This is a genomic window from Brevibacillus sp. FSL K6-0770 (assembly GCF_038000275.1).
Taxonomy (GTDB): Bacteria; Bacillota; Bacilli; order Brevibacillales; family Brevibacillaceae; genus Brevibacillus; species Brevibacillus parabrevis.
In genome coordinates this window covers 3,329,668-3,351,999 of sequence record NZ_JBBOBQ010000001.1, presented here as the reverse complement: position 1 = coordinate 3,351,999, position 22,332 = coordinate 3,329,668, and the positions used below count along the sequence as shown (strand labels likewise).

Sequence of the window (22,332 nt, the reverse complement as noted above, 5' to 3'; positions counted from 1 at the left end):
GTGTGAGTACCCAGCACCGCGATTACGAAGCAGAACAAAACAAGCTGAAAGAGACGATTGCGCTCATTGACGACGAGATTGTTCAACTGCGTGAGGAAATTAACGAAGCAACCGATGACTATGTGAAACAGGTCGTGAACTACAACAAGGCCAAAGATTTGCGGTATCTGGAAGATCACGGGCGAGACAAACCGTATTTCGGACGTGTGGATTTTCTCAAAGACGAGATTTACGAGCTGGATCAGGTGTATATCGGAAAACGCGGAATTGTCCGCAGTGATACGTTCGATTCGATTGTCGTGGATTGGCGAGCGCCCATTGCCAGTCTCTATTACTCCGGAGAGAGCAAGGATGCGTTTTACCGGATGGGGCGCGAGATTGTCCGTGGAGAGGTGCGGTTGAAGCGCAACTTTGCGATTGAGGACGGAGAGATTGTCGGGATTTACGATGGAGCGGTGAAAGAGACGATCAATCGGGAAATGGGGCATCCGGACGAGTTTTTGCAGGAAGGTTTCATCGACGAGTTTTTGAACGCGAATTTGAATATGGCCAATGACAGTCGCTTGAAAGATATCGTGGCGACGATCCAGTCAGAGCAAAATGAGATCATCCGGGCGGAAAAAGATCGGCCGATCGTCGTGCAAGGGGTGGCAGGTAGCGGAAAGACGACTATCGCCCTGCATCGGCTGTCGTACTTGATCTACAACTATCAGGATACGATGATGTCAAAAAAATTCATGGTGTTCGCGCCAAACCGGATGTTTCTTACGTACATATCAGAAGTGCTGCCTGAACTCGGCGTCGACGATGTCCAGCAGTCGACATTTGTGGATTGGGCGGCGCGGCTCGTCAAACCGCTCATGCCAAAAGGCTGGCGGATCGTCAGTCCCGACAAGCCGTTGCAGCTATTTTTTGAGGAAGGTCAGGATCAGCGTGAACAGGAGATTACTCGTAACAGGCTGCGTTTCAAAGGCTCACTGGCGTGCAAGGAAGCGATGGAGCAATACATTCGCTACGTGATTGAGACGAGAATCCCTTTCAAGAAACTGAGTTTTCTATACAACAAAACAAAGCAAGTCTTCTCCATTCCGGGAGAGACGATCCGGCAATTTTTCCTGGAGCAGTTCGGGGCGTTGCCGTACCAGCGCAGGGTAGACGCGCTGCGCAAACATTTGAAGCAGGAAATGAACAAGCAGCTGTTTTCGCATTTGCGTGAACGAAAAGTCGATCTCGACAAGCAAGGGCTGGCCAAATTTGAAAAAATGCTGGAACAGATTTTGGATACATACCTGGTCAGCTTTCCACGTCTGGATATTTTTGCGGCGTATCGGGAGTTGATTGCAGAGGAGGAATTGCTGCGCAAGCTTGCTCCGGCTGCGATCCCGGACGAGGTGATCCGTGATGTCAGCACCTCTTCTGCCGCACTGCTGGAACAGGAGCGCCTGGAGCCGGAAGACATCGCGCCGCTACTGTACTTGCAGCATATTATCGAGGGCATGAACAAAGCGGAGCATTTTGATCATACGGTTGTCGATGAAGCGCAAGATTTGAGCGCATTGGAGGTTGCGGTCATCGGGCTTGCGACCAAGCGAAATTCCATGACCATCGTTGGCGACATTGCCCAAGGCATCCACAGCTATCGCGGCATTCACGCGTGGGAAGAGCTGACGCAAGGCATTTTTGAGCAGCTTCGTCCCGCCTACTATACGCTGGCACAAAGCTATCGTTCGACGATCGAAATCATGCAATGCGCCAATGAGGTGCTGCGACAGATTGATCTGCCGGAGACGGTTCTCGCCAAGCCGGTTTTGCGCCATGGGGAAAAGCCGGTGATGGTTCATGCCCATTCAAGAGCCGAGCTGTGGGACGATATTCGTTCGCGAGTCGCCGCCTTGCAACAGGAAGGCTTTCAAACGATTGCGATTGTCACCAAAACGATTTTGGCGAGCAAAAAGGCGCACAAGGCTCTTGCCGAAAGCATCGCCGATCTGACGCTTCTCGGCAGCAAGGACAACCAGTTTCCGGGCGGCGTAACGGTAATGCCAGCTTATTTGACAAAAGGCTTGCAGTTTGACGCCGTGATTTTGCTCGATGTTGCATCTTATCAAAACAACGAGTGGGACGCGAAGCTGTTGTACGTGGCGATGACAAGACCTGTCCACCGGCTGGTGATGACGCAGATGGCAGGCGAAGAAGCGCCGCTTTTAGCTAACCTCGCACAAGAACTGTATACGCAGGCGTGAACAGGAAAAATCCCCTCTGACTGAATAACAGCAGAGGGGATTTTTGCTGGCTGAACCGATTAATGGTCGCCTGTATTTCCTTTGGACGGATTGGTGATGACGAAGCCTTCCTGTGGCAGGAACAAGTAGTCGATGATGATGCCATCGAGCAATGGCTCGTCTTTTTTCACGATGACGTCAATTTCCTTGTCGGTGGAAACAACTACATCTTCTTCGGTTGGCTTGTCCAGAGCAAGACCGTAGTGCGCATGGTCACCGTGCGCGTGAGTGATATAGGCACGCAGCTTCAGGTCTTTGTCTGCTTCTTGTTCCATGATTGTGCCGAGCTGCTTCGCTGCATTTTTGGTAATCTTTACCTTCATAGGTCAAGTCTCCTAACTGTATGTATGTGAGTTTCTTCTCCATCTTAGCAAAGAGGGAAATGCAGATGCAATGTGGAAAGTGTTCTGGGTGATAGAGTTGCTAGACAAACTTGCGAAAAGGGGACGCTTTCATGAAGATTGATTTGCGCAGCGATACCGTCACAAAACCGACTGAAGCGATGCTTAGGGCCATGGCAGATGCCGAGGTGGGCGATGACGTTTACCGGGAAGACCCGACCGTTAACCGACTCGAACAGATTGCAGCCGAGCTGCTGGGGAAAGAAGCGGCTTTGTTTGTCACAAGCGGCACGCAAGGCAATCAGGTTGCCGTGTTGACGCACTGTGTGAACGGCGATGAGGTCATTGCGGAAGCGGATTCTCATATTTTTTATTACGAAGGCGGCGCGATGTCGGCTTTGGCTGGTGTGCAGACACGGACGCTGGCGGGAGAACGGGGCGCCCTGCGTCCAGAAGATGTGGAAAAGGCGATTCGCGGCAACAACATTCATTTTCCGCGCACGAAGCTGATTTGTATCGAAAATACACATAACCGGGCGGGCGGCGCGGTCGTTACGATCGAGCAAATGAAGGGCGTGCATGAGGTAGCGCAACAGCACAACATCCCCGTTCACTTGGATGGCGCACGACTGTTCAATGCGGCGGCAGCTCTGGGCGTGCCTGTGTCTGCGCTTAGCCAGCATACCGATACCGTCCAAGTCTGTCTGTCCAAAGGCTTGAGCGCGCCTGTAGGCTCTCTTTTGGCGGGGGATCGGGCCTTTATCGAAGAAGCGAGATGGTGGAGAAAAAAACTAGGCGGAGGCTTGCGTCAGGCAGGGTATTTGGCAGCGCCGGGAATCGTGGCTTTGACACAGATGACGGAGCGGTTGACGGAAGACCACGCGCGTGCGCAGCAACTGGCTGAAGGGTTCCGCAAGCTGTCGCTCGAAGTGGAGCCTGTCGAGACGAACATCGTGCTGGTGAAGACGGATTCGATCCGGGAGACGGCAGTTGCCTTTTTGCAGCGTCTTGCAGACAAAGGAGTCTTGGCAGTCGACTTCGATGAATACGTGATCCGCTTTACCACTCATCGCCACATTGATGAGCAGCAAGCAAACAGGGTGCTGGAAATCGTGGAAGAGCTCATTGGCACGGCGAAGGTTTCGGGATAATTGTTGCGGGCACCAATCATGGGCAAAGCCAGTCTGCTTGAATCGGGGAGCGGATTGGCTTGTTCTGATTGCGCCGTTCACTTCCAGCCGACTTTCGACAAATTGTACAAAAATTTTCGGAATAAAGAGAATATTTTTAACCAAGTCGTCCAGTTCCTTTCTCACTGTAATGCGATAGCATAATGATGAGTTGGAGCCTATCTTTCAGTCATCATCGCGAACTCGATACAGACGAGGGGGATGCCAGATTTGAAAAAGCGAATGGGCGCACTTTTGGCTAGTTTTCTGATTTTTCAATTAGTAACTGGATGTAGCACAGCGCAGCCAACAGCTACAGACAACAAGGGAACCGAAGCACCCAAAACAGACACAGCCAAAGCGAAAGAAATGGTCCTGAACTGGAACGCAGATGGGGGAGAACCGCCTACGGCCGACCCGGGACTTGCTTCAGATGGAACTTCTTTTGACGTCATTACGGCCTGTTTCGAGGGTCTGACACGCTATGGGACGGACGGGAAAATTGCGGGCGCGATGGCTGAAACGTATTCGGTTTCGCCAGATATGCTGACGTATACGTTCCAACTGAAAAAAGACGCGCTTTGGTCGAATGGAGATCCGGTAACGGCACACGATTTTGAGTTTGCCTGGAAACGCAATCTCGACCCGCAAACAGGATCGGAATACGCCTACATGCTTTATTTCATCAAAGGAGCGGAAGAATTTAATACAGGCAAAGGCAGCAAGGATGATGTCGGGGTGAAAGCGATCGACGATCATACCCTGGAAGTCAAGCTGAACTCGCCAGCGCCGTTCTTTTACGAGCTGACAGCTTTCCCGACGCTGTTCCCGCTGCACAAAAAAACAGTGGAAACTAACCCGGCCTGGGCGGCATCTCCGGAAAATTACATCGGAAACGGGCCGTTTAAAATGGAAACGTGGGAACACAAAAACAAGCTGGTTCTGGTCAAAAACGACAACTATCACGACAAAGGTGCAGTGAAGCTGGACAAGATCGTCTGGAGCATGATTACCGATACCAACACAGCGCAAGCTCTGTTCGATTCGGGCGATCTGGATTGGGGAGGCCATCCGACGTATACGCTCCCTGTAGATTTGCTGCAAAGCTTGCATGACGAAGGCAAAATTGTCCTCGATCCGTATCCAAACACAGTAGCCGTGACATTCAACACCACAAAGCCACCTTTTACGAACAAAAAAGTTCGTCAGGCGTTCTCGTATGCAATTGAGCGTCAGCCGCTGGTGGACGGCATCGTCATGCCGGGTGTGCCCGCTGCGTATGCCTGGGTTCCGCCGTCGATGAAGCTCAGCGGCAATGATTATTTCCAAGAAGATTCGGCGAAAGCCAAGCAGCTTTTGGCGGAAGGCTTGAAGGAGCTGGGGCTGACAGCGATGCCGGAATTTACTTTCTCCTATGGAACAGGGGATGACAGGCAAAAGAAACTGGCGGAAGCGCTTCAGGATCAGTGGAAGAAAAACCTCGGCGTAGAGGTGAAGATCAGCGGGCTGGAAGAAAAGGTGTTCCTGCAAAACAAGCGCTCCAAAAATTATCAGTTTGCCTATCGGAACTGGGGAGCGGACTTCAACGACCCGATCAACTTCCTGGAGATTTTCAAAGACAAGACAGTCGGAACGAATGACGCCGCCTGGGAAAATGAACAGTACCGCAAACTGATCGTGGACAGCTATCTGGAACTGGATACAGCGAAGCGCAATGCGATCATGCAGCAAGCCGAGCAAATTTTGATGGACGAGATGCCGATTGCCCCGATTTACTATGGCGTGCGCCCGTACATTCAAAACGACAAGGTCAAAGGTCTGCTTCTGAATCCGTTCGGCGGCAGAGACTTTAAATACACTACCGTAGAAAAGTAAACGAAAAAGGCAAGAACCCCCTTTGTGCCAACGATCAGACTGGCGGCATGAAGGGGGTTTTCTCTGTTCAGCGCGTGTAATTCCGCACACCCAAAGAAATACTATAGCCATTGACTATGGAAGGAAATGAGGGATAGACATGATATCGGCCAAAGAGCGTGAGAGACTGCAGAACCAGATGAAACGCGATGAGAGCAAGATTGTCAACATTGTGCTCCAGGATGCCCGCCAAGTGGCAGGGGAGATTGAAAAAGCCACCCACCAAGGAATTTTCATGGTAGATGGCCGTTACTACGGATATGAAGACATCAAGGAAATTAACGGTTCACTCTAAACAGCGGATGTGCGTGTCCGCCTAAATCAGCGGCGGCGGAAAAAAGTGACGCAAAGCATCGGGGAGTTCTTTTTGCCACAAGCCCCAGACGTGGTTGCCCGGTTTTTCCGAATAGGACAGGCTGGCGTTGCTGTTGGTGAGCAGTGTTTTTGCTTCCCGGTTCCATTGGACGAAGTCGAACGTTCCGATATGCGTTTCTACAGCGGTTTCATCCAGTCCGACAACCATCCAGAGCCGCAGCCAGGAAAGGTCTCCGCTGTTTTGGATGGCCGCTTGTGTCGGCTGGAAAAAGGCTCCTGACAGGGCAAGCACTTGGGAAAACAGTTCGGGGTGGTCCAGTGCGAGGTGCAAGGAAACCGTCCCTCCGAGCGAATCGCCCGCGAGCACGCGGGAAGCTTTGTCGCGTCTTACGGGATAGCGCTCCTCGATGTACGGCAGCAGCTCCTCGCAAAAAAAGCGTTTGTACGCTGCATTTTTTGCGCCTACAGGCGAATATTCACTCGTCCGTTTGCTGCGATCCACCGAGACGCCGACGACGAGGAACGGTTCGATGCCTTCTTCGAGAATCAACTGGTTGGCGATGGTGGCAATCCGCCCCATCGTAAAGAAATCGTTTCCGTCCTGACAATAGACGACAGGGTAAGAAAGCAGTTCATTATAGCCCGGCGGGAGGTACACTTTGACCGAGCGGGGAGTGTCTACGTGGACGCTTGGGACTTCTTCTTTTATGATTGTTCGTTTTACATAATCAGACATCGATTTACACTCCTGTTTGCTCAAATGTAAAACTAAGCCTTGAAAAAAACTGATACAGCTTATATAGTAAATGATAACAGAGAGGAAATAAACCCTGTAATATCAATACTATAACACGTTAAACAGACATTTTGTCTGCAATATAACAGGGTTGTGCGGACGGCGCTGTAAGCCCTTTCTTGCACACACAAACTTTCTTCTGCTTTTTATCAGGGGACACTTCCGACACGTTTCGTCTTCCTTGTCGATTGAGCACTGGCTCAGTTGCGTGGGACATGGCGAAGCAAGCAAGGAAGCCCCTTATTCTAGTGACGAGGTGAATGTGATGAGCGTAACCACTGCTGTTGAACAAACAGAGAACAACGCCCCGCTGCAAATTCTTGCTCCGGACGGTACGGTTGTTCGTCCTGACTTGATGCCTAAGCTCTCCGATGATGAACTGCGTGAACTGATGCGTAAAATGGTCTTTACCCGTGTGTGGGACCAACGCGCTATCAGCTTGAACCGCCAAGGTCGTCTGGGCTTTTACGCGCCTGTAGCTGGTCAAGAAGCAAGCATGATCGGTTCCGAGGCGGCACTGTCCAAAGAAGACTTCATCCTGCCAAGCTACCGTGACATTCCGCAAATGGTCTGGCACGGTTTCCCTATGCACAAAGCGTTCCTCTACTCCCGCGGACACATCGAGGGTGGACGAATCCCTGAAGGCGTAAATGTATTGATGCCACAAATCATCATCGCAGCACAATGTACACAAGCGACAGGCGTGGCAATGGGCTACAAGCTGCGCGGCGAAAAGCGCGTTGCGATCAACTACTTTGGTGACGGGGCAACCTCCCAAGGTGATTTCTACGAAGGTATGAACTACGCAGGTGTTTACAAACTGCCTGTGATCTTCTTCTCGCAAAACAACGGTTATGCGATCTCCCTGCCGTTCGAAAAACAAACGGCTTCTGAAAATATCGCAGTCAAAGCAGTTTCTGCCGGTATCGCAAGCGAGCGTATCGACGGCATGGACATCCTCGCTGTTTACTACGCAGTTCAAAAAGCGAAAGAGCGCGGTGTTAACGGCGAAGGCGCGACTTTGATCGAGGCGCTGACATACCGTTATGGTCCGCACACCATGGCTGGTGACGACCCAACTCGCTACCGTACTGGTGAAGAGCAAAGCGAGTGGGAACTGCGCGACCCATTGATCCGCTTCCGCAAATTCCTGGAGAGCAAAGGTCTTTGGAGCGAAAAAGACGAAGAAGCTGTCATTGAAGAAGCGAAAGCAGCAGTTGCAGACGCAATCAAAAAAGCGGACGAAACTCCGAAAATGAAAGTGACTGAACTGATCGATGTAATGTTTGAGACACTGCCGCCTGCACTCGAAGAGCAAAAGGCAGAATTCCTGGCGAAGGAGTCGAAATAAGCCATGGCACAAATGACAATGGTTCAAGCCATTACGGATGCAATGCGCGTAGAATTGAAGCGCGATGAAACCGTACTTGTCTTCGGGGAAGACGTAGGGAAAAACGGCGGGGTATTCCGTGCGACAGAAGGTTTGCAAGCTGAATTTGGCGAGCAGCGCGTATTCGATACGCCGCTCGCTGAGTCCGGAATTGGTGGACTGGCAGTAGGCTTGTCCATTAACGGCTTCCGCCCTGTAGCGGAAATCCAGTTCTTTGGCTTCGTATTTGAAACGTTCGATGCGATCGCTTCCCAAGCGACTCGTATGCGTTACCGTTCCGGCGGTCGTTTTAGCAGCCCGGTAACTTTCCGTTCCCCATTCGGTGGCGGCGTGAAAACTCCTGAGCTGCATGCTGACTCTCTGGAAGGCTTGATGATGCAAACGCCGGGTCTGAAAGTGGTTATCCCTTCCAACCCTTACGATGCAAAAGGTCTGTTGATCTCGGCGATTCGCGACAACGATCCGGTTGTGTTCCTGGAGCACATGAAGCTGTATCGCTCTTTCCGTCAAGAAGTACCAGAGGGCGAGTACACCATTCCGCTCGGAAAAGCGAACGTAGTAAAAGAAGGCAGTGATGTTACCATCATCACCTATGGTGCTATGGTGCATACCAGCCTGAAAGCGGCTGAAGAAATCGAAAAAGCTCGTGGCGCCAAAGTGGAAGTCATCGACCTGCGCACCATCAGCCCGCTCGATATCGACACCATCGTAGCATCCGTGAAGAAAACAAACCGTGCGATCGTCGTGCAGGAAGCGCAAAAAACTTCCGGCGTTGCTGCGGAAATCATTACGCAAATCAACGAGCGCGCTATTCTCCACCTCGAAGCACCAGTGCTGCGTATCACGGCACCGGATACCGTTTATCCGTTTGCACAAGCAGAAGACATCTGGCTGCCTGACGTGAAACGCGTGGTAGACGGATTGACTCAAGTGCTCGATTTTTAATCGGTAACAGACATAATGGCGGAAAAGTTGAAAGCTTTCCGCCTTCTTTCCGAAATTTACAGGCTGTGAATACGGCGTAGTGTTTACTAAGGAGGAGATACTGTGAGTCGTTTTACATTCAGACTCCCGGAGCTCGGTGAGGGTATCCATGAAGGCGAAATCGTCAAATGGCACGTTCAGCCCGGAGATTCCGTAGAAGAAGACCAAGTCATTATGGAAGTGCAAAATGACAAGGCGGTAGTAGAAGTGCCATCGCCTGTAAAAGGAAAAGTTATCGAGCTGAAAGTAACAGAAGGAACGGTTTCTGTTGTCGGCGATCCTTTGATTGAGTTCGAGGTTGAGGGCGAAATTCCAAACCTGCCAGACCACGGTCATGGCAGCGCACCTGCTGCTGAAGCGGCGCCAGCACCTGCTGCTGACAAAATGGAGCCAGGTTGCGATATCGGTTCCCAAGTGAGCGCGAATGCGAACCAAGCGCTGGAAACACCAATGGCGCAAGCAACTGCGACAGCAGTAGCGGCTCCAATCGATCGCAAACACGTATTGGCTACCCCTTCCGTGCGTAAATATGCGCGTGAAAAAGGCGTTCAGCTGACACTGGTTCCTGGAACTGGCAAGCTGGGTCGCATCACTCGCGAAGACGTAGATCGCTTCGTATCGGGTGGCGCTGTCGCTCCTTCTGCACAAGCAGTGGAAGCGGCTGCTCCAGCAGCAACAGAAGCACCGGCAGCTACGGCTCCAACAGGCGTAGCACAAGCTGCTTCTGCGCCAACTGTTCACTACAGTGCGCAAGCAGGCGAGCTGGAAGAGCGCGTTCCTTTGAAAGGAATCCGCAAAGCGATCGCCAAAGCAATGGTCAAATCCGCTTACACAGCACCACACGTTACTATTTTCGATGAAGTGGACGTAACGGCGCTGGTAGCGATGCGCAAAGACGCGAAACCACTCGCAGAAGAGCGCGGCGTGAAGCTGACTTACTTGCCAATGATCGTCAAAGCAGTCGTTGCTGGTCTGAAAAAGTTCCCAGAACTGAATGCTTCTATCGACGAAGAAAAACAAGAAATCATTTACAAAAAATACTACAACATCGGCATCGCGACTTCGACAGAAGACGGTTTGCTCGTACCGGTTGTCAAAGCGGCTGACAGCAAGTCGATCTTCCACATCGCGGGCGAAATCAGTGAGCTGGCGAAAAAATCTCGCGATCGCAAAGCGAGTGCTGACGAGCTGAAAGGTTCGACTTTCAGCATCACCAACATCGGCTCTGCTGGCGGCATGTTCTTCACGCCGATCATCAACTACCCTGAGGTTGCGATCCTGGGCGTAGGTCGTATCAGCGAAAAACCAGTGGTGAAAAACGGCGAAATCGTGGTTGGCCAAATGCTGCACCTGTCCTTGAGCTTTGACCACCGCTTGGTTGATGGTGAACCTGCACAACGTTTCGTCAACTACGTGAAGCAGCTTCTGGAAAACCCAACGCTGCTCGTCATGGAGGGATAAGAGACAATGGTAGTAGGTGAATTTACGACAGAAGTAGACGTGCTCGTCATCGGTGCGGGCCCAGGCGGATACGTGGCAGCGATTCGCGCCGCGCAAATGGGAAAAACCGTAGCAGTAGTAGAAAAAGCGGAAGTCGGCGGCGTGTGCCTGAACGTAGGTTGCATTCCTTCCAAAGCGATGATCCATGCTGCACATACGTATGAGCACGCTCAACATACCGAATCCATGGGAATCACCATGGAAAACGTCAAAGTGGATTTTGCCAAGGTTCAAGAGTGGAAAAGCGGGATTGTGAAGCAATTGACAGGTGGCGTAAGCTCCTTGTTCAAAGGCAACAAAATCCAGGTGATTCCAGGTGAAGCACTGTTTGTCAGCGAAAACGAAGTGCGCGTCTTCCACGGCTATGACGTGAACCGCTATCGCTTCCAGCATTGCATCATCGCGACCGGATCTCGTCCGATCGAACTCCCTGCTTTCCCGTTCGGCAAACGCGTTCTGTCCTCGACAGAAGCATTGGCTTTGACCGAACTGCCTAAGAGCATGGTTGTAATCGGCGGCGGTTACATCGGCATCGAGCTGGGTACCGTATTCGCGAAATTCGGCACCAAAGTAACCATTCTGGAAGGCTCCGATCAAATTTTGCCTGGCTTCGAGCCAGATATGCCTCGTCTCGTTGAGCGCAAGCTGAAAAAGCTGGGCGTGACCATCCATACCAAAGCGCTGGCGCAAGGAATGGAAGAAACCGAGAACGGTGTAATTGTCAAGGCAGAAGTAAAAGGCGAAGCGCAGCAAATCGAGGCGGAATACGTCCTCGTTACAGTTGGGCGCCGTCCGAACACGGATGAGCTTGGCGTTCGCGATATCGGCATGAACCTGACTGATCGCGGCCTGATCGTCGTCGACAAGCAAGGCCGTACGAACATTCCTAACGTGTATGCGATCGGGGATATCGTGGCAGGACCAGCTTTGGCGCACAAAGCTTCCTACGAAGGAAAAGTGGCCGCTGAAGCGATTGCAGGACATCCGGCTGAAGTCGACTACAAAGCGATCCCGGCAGTTGTTTTCTGCGATCCGGAAATTGCAAGCGTCGGTATCAACGAAAGAGAAGCAAAAGAACAAGGCATCGATTATGTGGTGGGACGCTTCCCATTCGCAGCAAACGGCCGTGCGCTCTCTGTCAATGCAGGTGAGGGCTACGTGAAGTTGATTGCCGAAAAAGAAACGAATCTCGTCCTCGGTGCGCAAATCGTTGGTCCAGAAGCTTCGAACATCATTGCAGAAGTGGGACTGGCGATTGAAATGGGCGCAACCCTTGAAGATATCGAATTGACCATCCACGCTCACCCGACTCTTGGGGAAGTGACGATGGAAGCGGCTGAACTGGCACTGGGTCGTCCGATTCACGTGATGAAATAACAGCAGCTTTTACGAAAAAAGCCTTGTACCTTTACGGTTACAGGGCTTTTTTCTTCCACATCTTACCCTTTCCACCTGTACTTATATAATGTAAAATAGTGGGAGACTGACGTGGGTGGAGGCTTGGCAGCATGGAGATTACAAATAAGATGATTGATGACTTGCGCCAAAAGCTGGAACGCGCAGCCAAAGAAGCAGGCTACAATTTTCTTGACCCCGAGATCGTAAAAATAAGTCAGCAGTTGGATAAGCTGATCGTCGCGCATATGTTGCATGAAAAACGCCCTTCGTAAGGGCGTTTTTAGTGGGCAAAATTAGGAGAAGGAATACAGCAGGTGGGCGTTAGACCCCATTTTTCGTAAACAAGGCTCTTGGGCATAATAATAGCTGGGGTACAAAATAAGCTGCTGCGCGTCATGGTTTGGCTCATCGCTCGGGTGCGTCAAATGACGAGCCGCTTCATCAAAAGCGAACGCAGGGGAAATGGTGTGCAAGTAGGCAAGCATGGCAGGAATATCTTGCACGGCATAGTAGATGCGCTCAGCTTCTTTTACAAACTGCGGGGCGATGACCTCCCAGTTCTCCTCGAAAACCATTTGCCAATAAGACGATACAAACAGGCTGAAGCGGCCTTTTACATAATCGGAGTCTTCCCGTATATCGAGAAGCACTTGTGGGATGCTGTGCTGCTCTAGCCATCGGTCCAGCATCGGGCTCACGCTTCGCACAAACTCTTCGGTTGGCAGGGTGACGAAGTATTCGTACTGATCGTCGACAGCCATGACCCCTTTGGTATGTACAGGATCGAACGAATCGGGGATGCCGTAACGAAACAGCGGCAGCAGATAGTCCCATTCTCTTTTCAGACGAACAGATTCAAATTGTTCAAGCTTGTCTTCCGACCATGAAATGAAGCGCTCAGGAGGAGTTGGCTGGGCAAGGGTATGCAGGCTGGCAGCCAGCTCGTACAAGGGAGAAACACTGTAGCTGATCGCGTTCGAAAGCGGGCTGTTGCCCGGAAGTGGAATAGTGATCATAGTGGGCTAAACCTCCATCATGGATACTGCATCCATCATAGATCATCCCTGTGGGACAATTCAATCTTTTTTATTGTAAGAAAAAGGAAAACCCGCACGGTCTAAACCGTCCGGGCTTCTGCACAATGCCGTTCTTGCGTAGGGAAAATTGCTTTCAGCCTTCCCTGGTCTTGATGGAACGAGAATGGTTTTTTTGCTTTACTTTTTTGGAGCCGGAAAGAGGCTCGCCAGTCTGTTCTTGCGGTTTTGCGACATTATTGTAAGTTTGATGAGGGTTCTCATCCAAAATATGATCCTTTTCCATAAAATCAGCTCCTTCTTTCCGTAGTTTGTATCAATCAGATGGTGACGAACCATAGGAAATGCTGGTATTCTATAAGGAAGCGTGCCCGCGATTGGTAGCAATGGATAGGTTGTCAAAAGAGCCAAAAAGCACGATACTGAAAGCATAACAGCATGTTTATTATGTAAACAAAAAACCAGGCTTTGATGGATCGGAAAGGAGCAGCTCATGCCACTGTTGATTGCACCCGTGTTTAATTCGACGACAGAACAACCCATTCGGATCGAGCTGCCCAATTCGTACTACTTGGTCTCGGGAGCAGAGCGGCCGTACGAGATAGCCTCGCGCTATTTGCGCAACGAAATGGACGAGAACAAGCGCATTTTTGATCAGCGCGTGAGTCGCACCAGTCTGTTTTTGGTTGCAGAGCATGCCGAGATGAAAGTAACGGACGACCGCCCCTGGATTGAAGAGATCGAGAACAAGCTGAACTTGTCTGCGTTTGACGGGACATGCTCCATTCCATACGTGCTGACGGTTAGCGGAAATATGTGCGGGATCACGTACTTGAAGCGCTCTATCGACGGAAACAAGCTGGCATTTGACCAGTCGACGCAGAACACGTTTCTGCGGATTTTGGAACATCAGCTGCCATCCCTCGCTTTTCGCCGCTATGTGCTGTCTCTTGAGAAAAAAAGCAACGAAGACCAGCTGCTCGATTTGTGGATCGCGCTGGAATCGCTGTTTGCCCCCGACGGTAAAAAGGGAGAAATCACCTACAAACTGCGGGTACGGATGGCGTACTACTTCGGAGACTCGTATGCCCAGCGGCAAAAGATTGCCCAATTCGTCAAAAAATCGTACAATCATCGTTCAGAGATCGCGCACAGCGGAAAAGTATTCGGCGATAAACTGACCGATGAAGTGAATACGCTCAGATTGATGGCGAGAGCGACGATTTTGAATACGGCTATGCAAGGCATCAATCTGCAAGACATGCGCGTGCGCTTGGATGAGTTAATATTGTCTGGCGAGACCTATGAAGAACGGTACGAGCCGGCTTATTTTGAAAGAATCATTTTGTAGACCTCACAGAGGAAACAGGAGGAAGAAGCAAGCATGAGTGTTTTGATTGTAGAAGATTTGTCCCATGGGTTTGGGGATCGGATTTTGTTCCGCGACGTGTCGTTCCGTTTGCAGCCGAATGACCGCGTAGGACTTGTTGGAGCTAATGGTACAGGAAAGTCCACGATGATGGGCATTTTGACGGGCCAAAACATCGCAGATCACGGCCGTATCGAGTGGATGCCGAAAATTCAATACGGATATCTCGATCAGCACACGAAGCTGCAAGCAGGCAAAACCATCCGTGACGTGCTGAAAGATGCCTTTCTGCCCCTTTTGGAGCAAGAACAGGAACTGATGGCGATCGGGGAAAAAATGGCCGAAGCAACGCCTGAGGAACTGGAAGAGCTGCTGGAGCGCATGGGCGAAATTCAGGATAAGCTGGAGACGAGCGGTTTTTATTTGATCGATGCCAAAGTCGATGAGATCGCGAACGCTCTCGGTTTGAGCGCTATCGGTCTGGAGCGCGACGTTGCTTCCTTGTCCGGGGGTCAGCGGACGAAGGTTCTTCTGGCAAAATTGCTGCTGGAGCAGCCGACTGTTCTGCTTTTGGATGAGCCGACGAACTATTTGGACGAAGAGCACATTGTGTGGCTGAAAAACTACTTGCGCGAATATCCGTATGCGTTCATGCTGATCTCCCACGATACCGCGTTCATGAACGAAGTCGTCAACGTGATCTACCATCTGGAGTTTACCAAGCTGAACCGCTATACAGGCAACTACGAGTCGTTCCTTGCACAGTCCGAGATGAAGCGCAGCCAGCACTTCGACGCTTTTGAAAAGCAGCAGGAAGAAATCGCCCGCATGGAAGACTTTATCGCCCGCAACAAAGCGCGTGCATCCACTACAGGGCGCGCGAAAAGCCGTCAGAAGCAACTGGATAAAATGGATCGCCTTGACAAGCCGGAAACGGCAGCGAAGCCTTCGTTCATTTTCAAAGAAGCACGCGCGAGCAGCCGCTTCGTGATTGAGGCAGAGAACCTGGAGATCGGTTATTCGCACCCGCTGCTGCCTAAACTCAGCGTGAAGCTGGAGCGCGGCGAAAAAGTAGCGATTGTCGGAATGAACGGTGTGGGGAAATCGACACTGTTGAAGACGCTGCTCGGCATCATCCCGCCACTTGGCGGCAAGCTGGAGCAGGGCGACTTCCTGCACCCTGCGTACTTCGAACAAGAAGTGAAAGCCAAGCCGATCACGGCACTGGATGACGTCTGGAACGAGTTTCCGGCCATGAACAACCACGAAGTGCGCGGAGCTTTGGCGCGCTGCGGTTTGAAAAACGAGCATATCAATCGCAACCTGAACGCACTGTCCGGGGGCGAGCAGGCAAAAGTGCGTCTCTGTAAGCTTTTGCAACGGGAAAGCAACTGGCTTGTATTTGACGAGCCGACCAACCACTTGGATGTCGTTGCGAAGGAAGAATTGAAGCGTGCATTAAAAGAATTTAAAGGGACTGTCCTGCTCGTATGCCACGAACCTGACTTCTACGAGGATTGGGTGACACAGACGTGGGATGTTGAGAAATGGAGTCTGGAGCAGGCAAAAACACCAATCAAGCTGTAATAAAAAAACAGGCAGCCACATTCAGTGGGACTGCCTGTTTTCTTTTGGCCAAAAAGTCGTGAGCTTCGTCAGCGGGCGTTGCGCATGCGAATCATCGAGAAGTGCAGGCTGCTGTCGAGCAGAGCTTCTTTGAGCGGCGTCAGCGACGGTGTGATTCGCAGCTCAATGTCCGCCTCGCCAAGACGGGCGAGCAAATCGCCCATGGCTGTGACCTGCAACGGTTGGACAGGATCTTTGGAGACGAAGTAGCCCGCCCCTTCGTCGAGGCACGAAAAGGAGTCGGCCGCAAACGTGTACTGGTAAAGCGTCGTCTGCGCAAGGATCGGATACCAGCGGCTTTCGATCGCAATGACCATTTTGGCGCTAGTCAGCCCGAGAAAACGTTCCTTGTCTGCCGAAGACGAATCTGGCTTCGCATAAAAAGCAATGCGCGGACAGTCGCGCGGGAAGTAATACATCGGTGCACGAGCCGCGTCAATCGCCCAGACGAGGGGAGGCAGGCTTGGGTGGCTAGGATGCAGCCGCGGCTGAAAATCGGCAATGGCAGAGTCTTCACTGTAATGAAACACCGTATGCATGTAAGCAAATTCCTTTCCGTAGGCAAAATGGAGGAAAGACAACCTAAATGACTGCCCAGGCATTTGGAAGGTATCGGCCCCGGTAGTATGGACACGATGTTTTCGTAATCGCTTCGCCGTTATGGAGCATCATCGAGCTGGAGCCGCCGTCCATCGCCATGGCAGTTACAACCCCATGCTCTTCCAGCAGTTCCGCCAGGTCATTCATGCTCGCCCCGATGGAATGCCCCGGCTGGCGGCCGTCGATGACGACGAATACAATCGTGCCGTCCGCTTTTTGCCCGATCGCGGTCCGTGGCTGGATGCCCCAGCTTTTGGCCGGCTTGTCTTTGAACATGTTTTTCCCGTTTACAATCAGTTGCGGACGGAAGCTCATCGCATCGCGAACGCCCATGTTGACCAATTGTTCGGCCGTGTAGTTGCCTGTAATCAGCTTGCCTTCGTAAGTGATGCCCAAGGCTGTCTCGCCGCTTTTGGGATTATAGCCTTGCAAAATTTTTCCGTCGTGGATGACCACTCCGTACGCCTTGGCTCCTTTTCCGTAGCCGTCAGGATCGGAGAAGCCGCTTGCGTTGACGATGCCGATTGCATTGGTTTTTTTGACAAATTCGTCGAGCAGATCGCCGCGGTCTTTGCGGTTTGTTACGACGAGCTGTACCCGTTTCGGGTCGTGGATGTACATGATTTTCCCTTTGAAATAGTACGTCTCTTTGGTCACGTCGATGTCTTCGATTTCGACCAACTCTTTCGGCTTTTCCGGCAGCGTGACGGTTACAGGCTGTTCTGTGGTAGGCGTTTCTTCCGGCTTGGTCGTGCCGTCAGGCTCTGAATTGATCACTTCCGGATTGCGAATTTGCTGCTTTAATGCATTCAATTTTTCTTCCGGCAAAAATGTATACGGCGCCCAGTAGTCGTGCTGCGTGGTCAGCAAGGTGCCTGCCGCCCACTCGCGCAGCTCTTCTCCGTTTTTCGTCCCAAACAAAAAGATGATACTTAACAAAGCGAGCGTCGTGCAAGTCAAAGCTGACACGAGCATCAGGCGCTTGACCCAGCGCCAAGGTCTTTTGCGAGTTGTGCGTTTGCGTGTGCGGGCACGTGATAAAGTTTGCATGATTTCTCCACATCCATCTGGTGTTAAAATTGACTGTTGCTATATGGTAAGGACGGATAAATGGGTAAAAAGTTTCAGGAAAATAATAAACGATCACCAGGGGAAAAATAGGGACAGGAGGTGAGGGCCGTGCGCGGCTATGATGAAGCATTTCAAAAGGAAGTAGAGGAGTATCAGGACAGTCCGAAAGGGACGCGAAACCAGACGACCAGTCGGGATCGCCAAGACCAGGGCGAGAAGCAGGAGACCCGAATTGACTCGAATAACGGGTAAAATGGTTGACGGGCGGAGTCCACTTTGGATTTCGCCCTTTTTCCACTCTGGGCAATCGGGCTTTCGCTGGAACGATTCAAGCGCAGGCCCTCTGTTATACATGGGCAAAGTGTGGTAAGCTTACCCAATGTACTTTTTTACGCCAGGAGGGTTCTTGTGAGCACCACGTTTGCAGATTTACAAATTAACGCGCCGCTTGTAGCGATTTTGCGCGACCAAAAAATGGAGACGCCGACACCCGTGCAGGTGGAAGCGATCCCATTGATATTAGCCGGACGGGACGCCTTGATCGAATCGCCTACGGGAACAGGCAAAACGTTTGCCTACTTACTGCCGCTGCTAACGAAAATCGATATGGATAAAAAAGATGTGCAGGTTCTTGTGCTGGCACCGACGCACGAACTGGTCGTGCAGATCGCCAAAGAAGCCGAAAAGCTTTTGCCGGGAGCCGATCATGCGGTTTTGCCGATCATCGGTGGGGTGGACGTCAAGCGCCAGGTGGAGCGCTTGAAGAAGAAGCCAGTGCTCGTCGTCGCTACGCCTGGTCGTCTGCTGGAGCTGATCGATCAAAGAAAATTGAAGGTGCACGAAGTAAAGACTGTCGTCGTCGATGAAGCCGACAGAATGCTCGATGCAGGCTTTGGCAAGCCGGTCCAGGAGGTCATGAAAAAAACATTGCGGGATACCCAGCGCCTGCTGTTTTCCGCAACGATTTCAGACCAGATCGTCGCGGCAGCCAAAGCGTTCACAAAAGAGGCTGCGCTTGTCCGGGCGCAAGCACCAGAAGGCGCAGCAGGAGTCGCGCATCTGTATCTCGTCTCTGATCCGCGAAAAAAAGTGGACACGCTCAGACGGTTGCTTCGGCTCGTCAATGTTCGCTCCTCGATCGTTTTTGTCAATCAGATCGAAAAAGTGGATGAGATCGTGTCCAAACTGAACTACCACCATTTGGAATGCCGCCTGTTGCATCGCGATGCATCCAAGGAAGATCGGGCGCGTACGCTGCAAAAATTCCGCGACGGCGCGTTCCCGGTATTGATTACGACGGATGTCTCGGCCCGCGGAATCGATATCCCGGAAGTCGAGTGTATCGTTCATTACGATCCGGCCCCAGATGCGGGTACGTACATTCACCGCAGCGGACGGACGGGACGGATGGGCCGTGCCGGACTTGTGTTCTCGATTCTCAGTCCGCAGGAGCGGTTTATTATCCAAAAGTTCGCCAAGCAGACGGAACTGGCGATTGCCGAAAAAACGATGGCGTACGGCGCTTTGGAAGATCCAAGACCGGAGCGAAAGCCAGCGGCCAAACCAACAGCCAAGCCAGCCGGAAAAGGAAAACCGCAAGACCGCAAAGCTGGTGGCGGCAAACCACCAATGAATGCAGGCAAAGAGTCTTCCTCGGCAAAGCGCGTACATAAGAAGGGCGGCTTTGGAACAAAGTAGGACAAGAAGCACACGTCTTGTTCTAAGGAGGGTTCCATGCGCAAAGATCGTTTGTATGAAGAGGACTTGCTGGTGAATGGCGCGGTTGGGGGAGAAGTGTTGGGCAAGCAAGAGCGGCAAACGCTTCGCCGCGAAGCGGGCGAACTGAAAGAAAAGATGGAAGCGGCCAAACAGGAGCCAATTTCTGAGTAACCCCACTGTAACAGTAAAAAAGAGCAGGGCTGCCGACCAATGCGGCACCCTGCTTATTTTGATCGATTACTCGTCTTTTGTAAGCTGACATTGTTGCAGCGGAATGACTTTGGTCTTTTTCACGAACTTGTAGCCAAGCCACAGCAGGATGAACATGGGCAAGCCGATGTAGGAGACGAGAATGCCGTTCCAGTCGATGGTGTCGCCAGTGAATGCGCTGTAGTTTTGCCCGATAATAATGAAGGAGCAAAGGACGAAGGCGAACACAGGTCCGAACGGATACCATTTGGCCCGGTAAGTTAAATCGCTGAGGCTGCGTCCTTGGGCAAGGTACGCTTTGCGGAAGCGGTAATGACAGATGGCGATGCCGACCCAGGCAATAAAGCCGGACATGCCGCTCGCATTAAGCAGCCACATGTACACGACGCCGTCGCCAAACAAAGAAGCGAGAAAAGCGAGCATGCCTACCGCTGTCGTCGCGTACAGAGCGCGTGTCGGAATGCCGCGCGAGTTGATCTTTTTCAAAAACTTCGGTGCCTTGCCTTCCATTGCCAAAATCCACAGCATGCGAGCGGAGGCGTACATGCCCGAGTTTCCGCAAGACAAAACGGATGAGAGAATGACTGCATTCATAACCGATGCCGCAAACGCCAGTCCTGCTCTTTCGTAAACTAAAGTGAAAGGGCTTACAGAAATGTTGTCCACATCACCGCTCATCAGGTTGGGATCTGTATACGGGATCAAAAGGCCAATGACGGCGATGGACAAAATGTAGAACAGAAGGATGCGCCAGAAAACTTGCTTGATGGCCCGCGGCACATTGACTCGCGGATTTTCGCTCTCGCCTGCTGCTACGCCGACCAGTTCCGTACCTTGAAAGGAAAATCCGGCCACCATGAACACGCCGATCATCGCCATGAACCCGCCGTGGAACGGAGCGTCGCCGACAGTGAAGTTTTTAAATCCGACTGCTTCGCCGCCCATAATCCCGACGATCATCATCAGGCCGATCGCGATGAAACAGATGATAGCAATGACTTTGATGAGTGCAAACCAATATTCACCTTCACCGAATGCTTTGACGGAGAGAAAATTCAACACGAACAACAAGGCGAGAAACAGACCGCTCCATAACAGCGAGGAGCTTTCCGGCAGCCAGAACTTCATGATCAAGGCGGCAGCCGAAATCTCCACCGCAATCGTCACGGCCCAGTTGTACCAGTAGTTCCAGCCCAGGGCGAAGCCAAGTGCCGGGTCGACAAAGCGCGAAGCGTACGAGCTGAACGAGCCTGATACGGGGAGGAAGGTAGCCATCTCGCCCAAACTCGTCATCAAAAAGTAAATCATGATACAGATCAAACCGTAAGCGGCAAGCGCGCCCCCTGGCCCTGCGGATTGAATGGTCGAGCCGCTCGCCAGAAACAAGCCTGTCCCGATCGATCCGCCGATGGCAATCATCGACATGTGCCTTGCGCGCAAACCTCTTTTCAACTCATACTGCTCTTTTCCCGTCTGTTTGTTTTCTCTAGTGGGTAGTGGAGTATGATTCAAACTTGATGCCCCCTTTTTTACCGTGAATGAAAATTCCTAATATTCAGGTTACAAATATGATAGTTGATTTGGGACAGATAATCTATTCGACCGGGTGTCATAAAAACGAAACCGATTTTTATCCAACATGTACAAATATTCCCTTTTTGTTCGCGGGGAATTATCCGTCTCTTTCTCGGAAAAAAGCAGGGCAGCCGCTTGTTTCCGGCGCCCTGCTTTGTGTATGGCTTATGCCTGTTCGTATTCGCTGGCAGGGCACTCGCCAGTTTGCAAGTACGCATCCAGATCTGCGAGCCACTCGCGGACGGTTGAGTAGGGCGTGTCCAACTGGAACAGCTTTCGGATCATCAGACGAATCTCTGGCGATAAGGAAAGCTCTTCCTCCCAGCTTCGTTCCGGCGCATTCTCATCCGCAGAGTAGCCGGAATAGAGCAGAAACAGAAAAAAGTGCCCGAGCGCATACAGGTCGCTCGAAGGCGCTACTTCCCGCTTGAGCTGCTTTTCAGACGGATAGGCGCTGAGTGTCTCTTCCGTGTAAGTCGGCTTGTCACCGACGAACCGCGCCAGCCCAAAGTCAATCAAGTACGGATTTCCTTCCTGCCAGATGACGTTTGGGATGCGGACATCGCGATGGATCAGTCCGCGGTCGTGCAAGTAAGCGACAAGCTCGCCAATTTGCTTCATATAGAGGGCGCATTGCCGCTCCGTCACGACAATGCCGCGTTCGAACAGCATCTCTTCAAGCGTAGGCCCCGTCAAATACGTCATGACGAGAAAGGAATCGTTGCGAAACCGAAAAGCGTCCAGACACCGCGGAAATTGCGGGTGCGACAGCGAGGACAGCACTTTGCGCTCGTACTCCTGCATGGCTTCGCCTTTTGGCGTATGACGCAAGCTTGGTTTGACCTGCTTGAGCACGACTTTCTCACCTGTTGCGCGATGGATAGCCAGGTAGGCGATGCCGTAGCTGCCCATCCCGAGCACTTGCTTGATCTGATAGGCGCCTGCCACCGTTCCTGCGCGATAGGGCTTGTCCCGGACATTGTTCGTCCACCATTCTTTTACTTCCGTCCACATAACCGTTCCCTCCTGTAGCCATCTT

22 protein-coding genes are annotated in these 22,332 nt (G+C 51.8%); 14 read left to right on the top strand and 8 right to left on the bottom strand.

Annotated elements, in window-relative coordinates:
* Positions 1–2: 2 nt before the first annotated feature.
* Positions 3–2,243, top strand: coding sequence for a HelD family protein (locus NST23_RS15555; protein WP_173596544.1), 2,241 nt, complete (start codon positions 3–5; stop codon positions 2,241–2,243).
* A gap of 59 nt (positions 2,244–2,302) precedes the next feature.
* On the opposite strand, the gene NST23_RS15550 is transcribed toward NST23_RS15555, so the two are convergent.
* Positions 2,303–2,605 carry a HesB/IscA family protein gene (locus NST23_RS15550; RefSeq protein WP_063228481.1) on the bottom strand — a complete coding sequence of 101 codons (303 nt, stop codon included), beginning with the start codon at positions 2,603–2,605 and terminating at the stop codon, positions 2,303–2,305.
* Positions 2,606–2,736: 131 nt separating this feature from the next.
* Here NST23_RS15550 and ltaE point away from each other — a divergent pair, with 131 nt between their 5' ends.
* The 3 genes from ltaE to NST23_RS15535 all read left to right on the top strand — a co-directional run bounded on the left by ltaE (position 2,737) and on the right by NST23_RS15535 (position 6,001).
* Positions 2,737–3,774 (top strand): low-specificity L-threonine aldolase, encoded by a 1,038-nt coding sequence (gene ltaE / locus NST23_RS15545; RefSeq protein WP_280648478.1) that lies wholly within the window; start codon positions 2,737–2,739, stop codon positions 3,772–3,774.
* A 249-nt stretch (positions 3,775–4,023) separates the two neighbouring features.
* Positions 4,024–5,667 carry a peptide ABC transporter substrate-binding protein gene (locus tag NST23_RS15540; protein ID WP_412679185.1) on the top strand — a complete coding sequence of 548 codons (1,644 nt, stop codon included), beginning with the start codon at positions 4,024–4,026 and terminating at the stop codon, positions 5,665–5,667.
* 139 nt (positions 5,668–5,806) lie between these two features.
* Positions 5,807–6,001, top strand: a complete 195-nt coding sequence (locus NST23_RS15535; protein ID WP_063228484.1) for a hypothetical protein — start codon at positions 5,807–5,809, stop codon at positions 5,999–6,001.
* A gap of 21 nt (positions 6,002–6,022) precedes the next feature.
* Here NST23_RS15535 and NST23_RS15530 read toward each other — a convergent pair whose 3' ends face one another.
* Positions 6,023–6,757 (bottom strand): alpha/beta hydrolase, encoded by a 735-nt coding sequence (locus NST23_RS15530; RefSeq protein WP_280648479.1) that lies wholly within the window; start codon positions 6,755–6,757, stop codon positions 6,023–6,025.
* Positions 6,758–7,082: 325 nt separating this feature from the next.
* Between NST23_RS15530 and pdhA the strand changes: the two genes are divergently transcribed.
* The 5 genes from pdhA to NST23_RS15505 all read left to right on the top strand — a co-directional run bounded on the left by pdhA (position 7,083) and on the right by NST23_RS15505 (position 12,361).
* A complete protein-coding gene (gene pdhA, locus NST23_RS15525; protein ID WP_122965367.1) occupies positions 7,083–8,168 on the top strand; it encodes a pyruvate dehydrogenase (acetyl-transferring) E1 component subunit alpha in 1,086 nt (361 codons plus the stop codon).
* Between the two features lie 3 nt (positions 8,169–8,171).
* Complete coding sequence (locus NST23_RS15520; protein ID WP_122965368.1) at positions 8,172–9,152, top strand: alpha-ketoacid dehydrogenase subunit beta; 981 nt, start codon at positions 8,172–8,174, stop codon at positions 9,150–9,152.
* A 102-nt stretch (positions 9,153–9,254) separates the two neighbouring features.
* Positions 9,255–10,652, top strand: coding sequence for a dihydrolipoamide acetyltransferase family protein (locus tag NST23_RS15515; RefSeq protein WP_217021277.1), 1,398 nt, complete (start codon positions 9,255–9,257; stop codon positions 10,650–10,652).
* Between the two features lie 6 nt (positions 10,653–10,658).
* Positions 10,659–12,068, top strand: a complete 1,410-nt coding sequence (gene lpdA / locus NST23_RS15510; protein WP_122965370.1) for a dihydrolipoyl dehydrogenase — start codon at positions 10,659–10,661, stop codon at positions 12,066–12,068.
* Between the two features lie 131 nt (positions 12,069–12,199).
* The gene (locus NST23_RS15505) at positions 12,200–12,361 is read left to right on the top strand and encodes an aspartyl-phosphate phosphatase Spo0E family protein (protein ID WP_063228490.1); all 162 of its coding nucleotides are present in this window, start codon (positions 12,200–12,202) and stop codon (positions 12,359–12,361) included.
* Between the two features lie 21 nt (positions 12,362–12,382).
* Here the strand turns inward: NST23_RS15505 and NST23_RS15500 are convergent, their stop codons facing one another.
* Positions 12,383–13,105 carry a hypothetical protein gene (locus NST23_RS15500; protein ID WP_217021275.1) on the bottom strand — a complete coding sequence of 241 codons (723 nt, stop codon included), beginning with the start codon at positions 13,103–13,105 and terminating at the stop codon, positions 12,383–12,385.
* Positions 13,106–13,259: 154 nt separating this feature from the next.
* The gene (locus NST23_RS15495; RefSeq protein WP_063228492.1) at positions 13,260–13,409 is read right to left on the bottom strand and encodes a small acid-soluble spore protein P; all 150 of its coding nucleotides are present in this window, start codon (positions 13,407–13,409) and stop codon (positions 13,260–13,262) included.
* A gap of 207 nt (positions 13,410–13,616) precedes the next feature.
* Here NST23_RS15495 and NST23_RS15490 point away from each other — a divergent pair, with 207 nt between their 5' ends.
* Positions 13,617–14,474, top strand: coding sequence for a HEPN domain-containing protein (locus NST23_RS15490; RefSeq protein ID WP_173596549.1), 858 nt, complete (start codon positions 13,617–13,619; stop codon positions 14,472–14,474).
* Between the two features lie 33 nt (positions 14,475–14,507).
* Positions 14,508–16,079, top strand: coding sequence for an ABC-F family ATP-binding cassette domain-containing protein (locus tag NST23_RS15485; RefSeq protein WP_122965373.1), 1,572 nt, complete (start codon positions 14,508–14,510; stop codon positions 16,077–16,079).
* 68 nt (positions 16,080–16,147) lie between these two features.
* On the opposite strand, the gene NST23_RS15480 is transcribed toward NST23_RS15485, so the two are convergent.
* Positions 16,148–16,657 (bottom strand): DUF6886 family protein, encoded by a 510-nt coding sequence (locus tag NST23_RS15480; protein WP_242771175.1) that lies wholly within the window; start codon positions 16,655–16,657, stop codon positions 16,148–16,150.
* Between the two features lie 43 nt (positions 16,658–16,700).
* Complete coding sequence (locus tag NST23_RS15475) at positions 16,701–17,768, bottom strand: phosphodiester glycosidase family protein (RefSeq protein ID WP_173596551.1); 1,068 nt, start codon at positions 17,766–17,768, stop codon at positions 16,701–16,703.
* Between the two features lie 129 nt (positions 17,769–17,897).
* Here NST23_RS15475 and NST23_RS15470 point away from each other — a divergent pair, with 129 nt between their 5' ends.
* The 3 genes from NST23_RS15470 to NST23_RS15460 all read left to right on the top strand — a co-directional run bounded on the left by NST23_RS15470 (position 17,898) and on the right by NST23_RS15460 (position 19,679).
* Complete coding sequence (locus tag NST23_RS15470) at positions 17,898–18,041, top strand: hypothetical protein (RefSeq protein WP_167470337.1); 144 nt, start codon at positions 17,898–17,900, stop codon at positions 18,039–18,041.
* Positions 18,042–18,197: 156 nt separating this feature from the next.
* On the top strand, positions 18,198–19,487 hold the full coding sequence (locus NST23_RS15465) for a DEAD/DEAH box helicase (protein WP_340964049.1): 1,290 nt from the start codon (positions 18,198–18,200) through the stop codon (positions 19,485–19,487).
* A gap of 36 nt (positions 19,488–19,523) precedes the next feature.
* Positions 19,524–19,679, top strand: a complete 156-nt coding sequence (locus tag NST23_RS15460) for a hypothetical protein (protein WP_173596552.1) — start codon at positions 19,524–19,526, stop codon at positions 19,677–19,679.
* A 66-nt stretch (positions 19,680–19,745) separates the two neighbouring features.
* Here NST23_RS15460 and NST23_RS15455 read toward each other — a convergent pair whose 3' ends face one another.
* Positions 19,746–21,230 carry an amino acid permease gene (locus tag NST23_RS15455; protein ID WP_122965377.1) on the bottom strand — a complete coding sequence of 495 codons (1,485 nt, stop codon included), beginning with the start codon at positions 21,228–21,230 and terminating at the stop codon, positions 19,746–19,748.
* A gap of 228 nt (positions 21,231–21,458) precedes the next feature.
* On the bottom strand, positions 21,459–22,307 hold the full coding sequence (locus tag NST23_RS15450; protein ID WP_280648480.1) for a serine/threonine protein kinase: 849 nt from the start codon (positions 22,305–22,307) through the stop codon (positions 21,459–21,461).
* Positions 22,308–22,332: the final 25 nt, after the last annotated feature.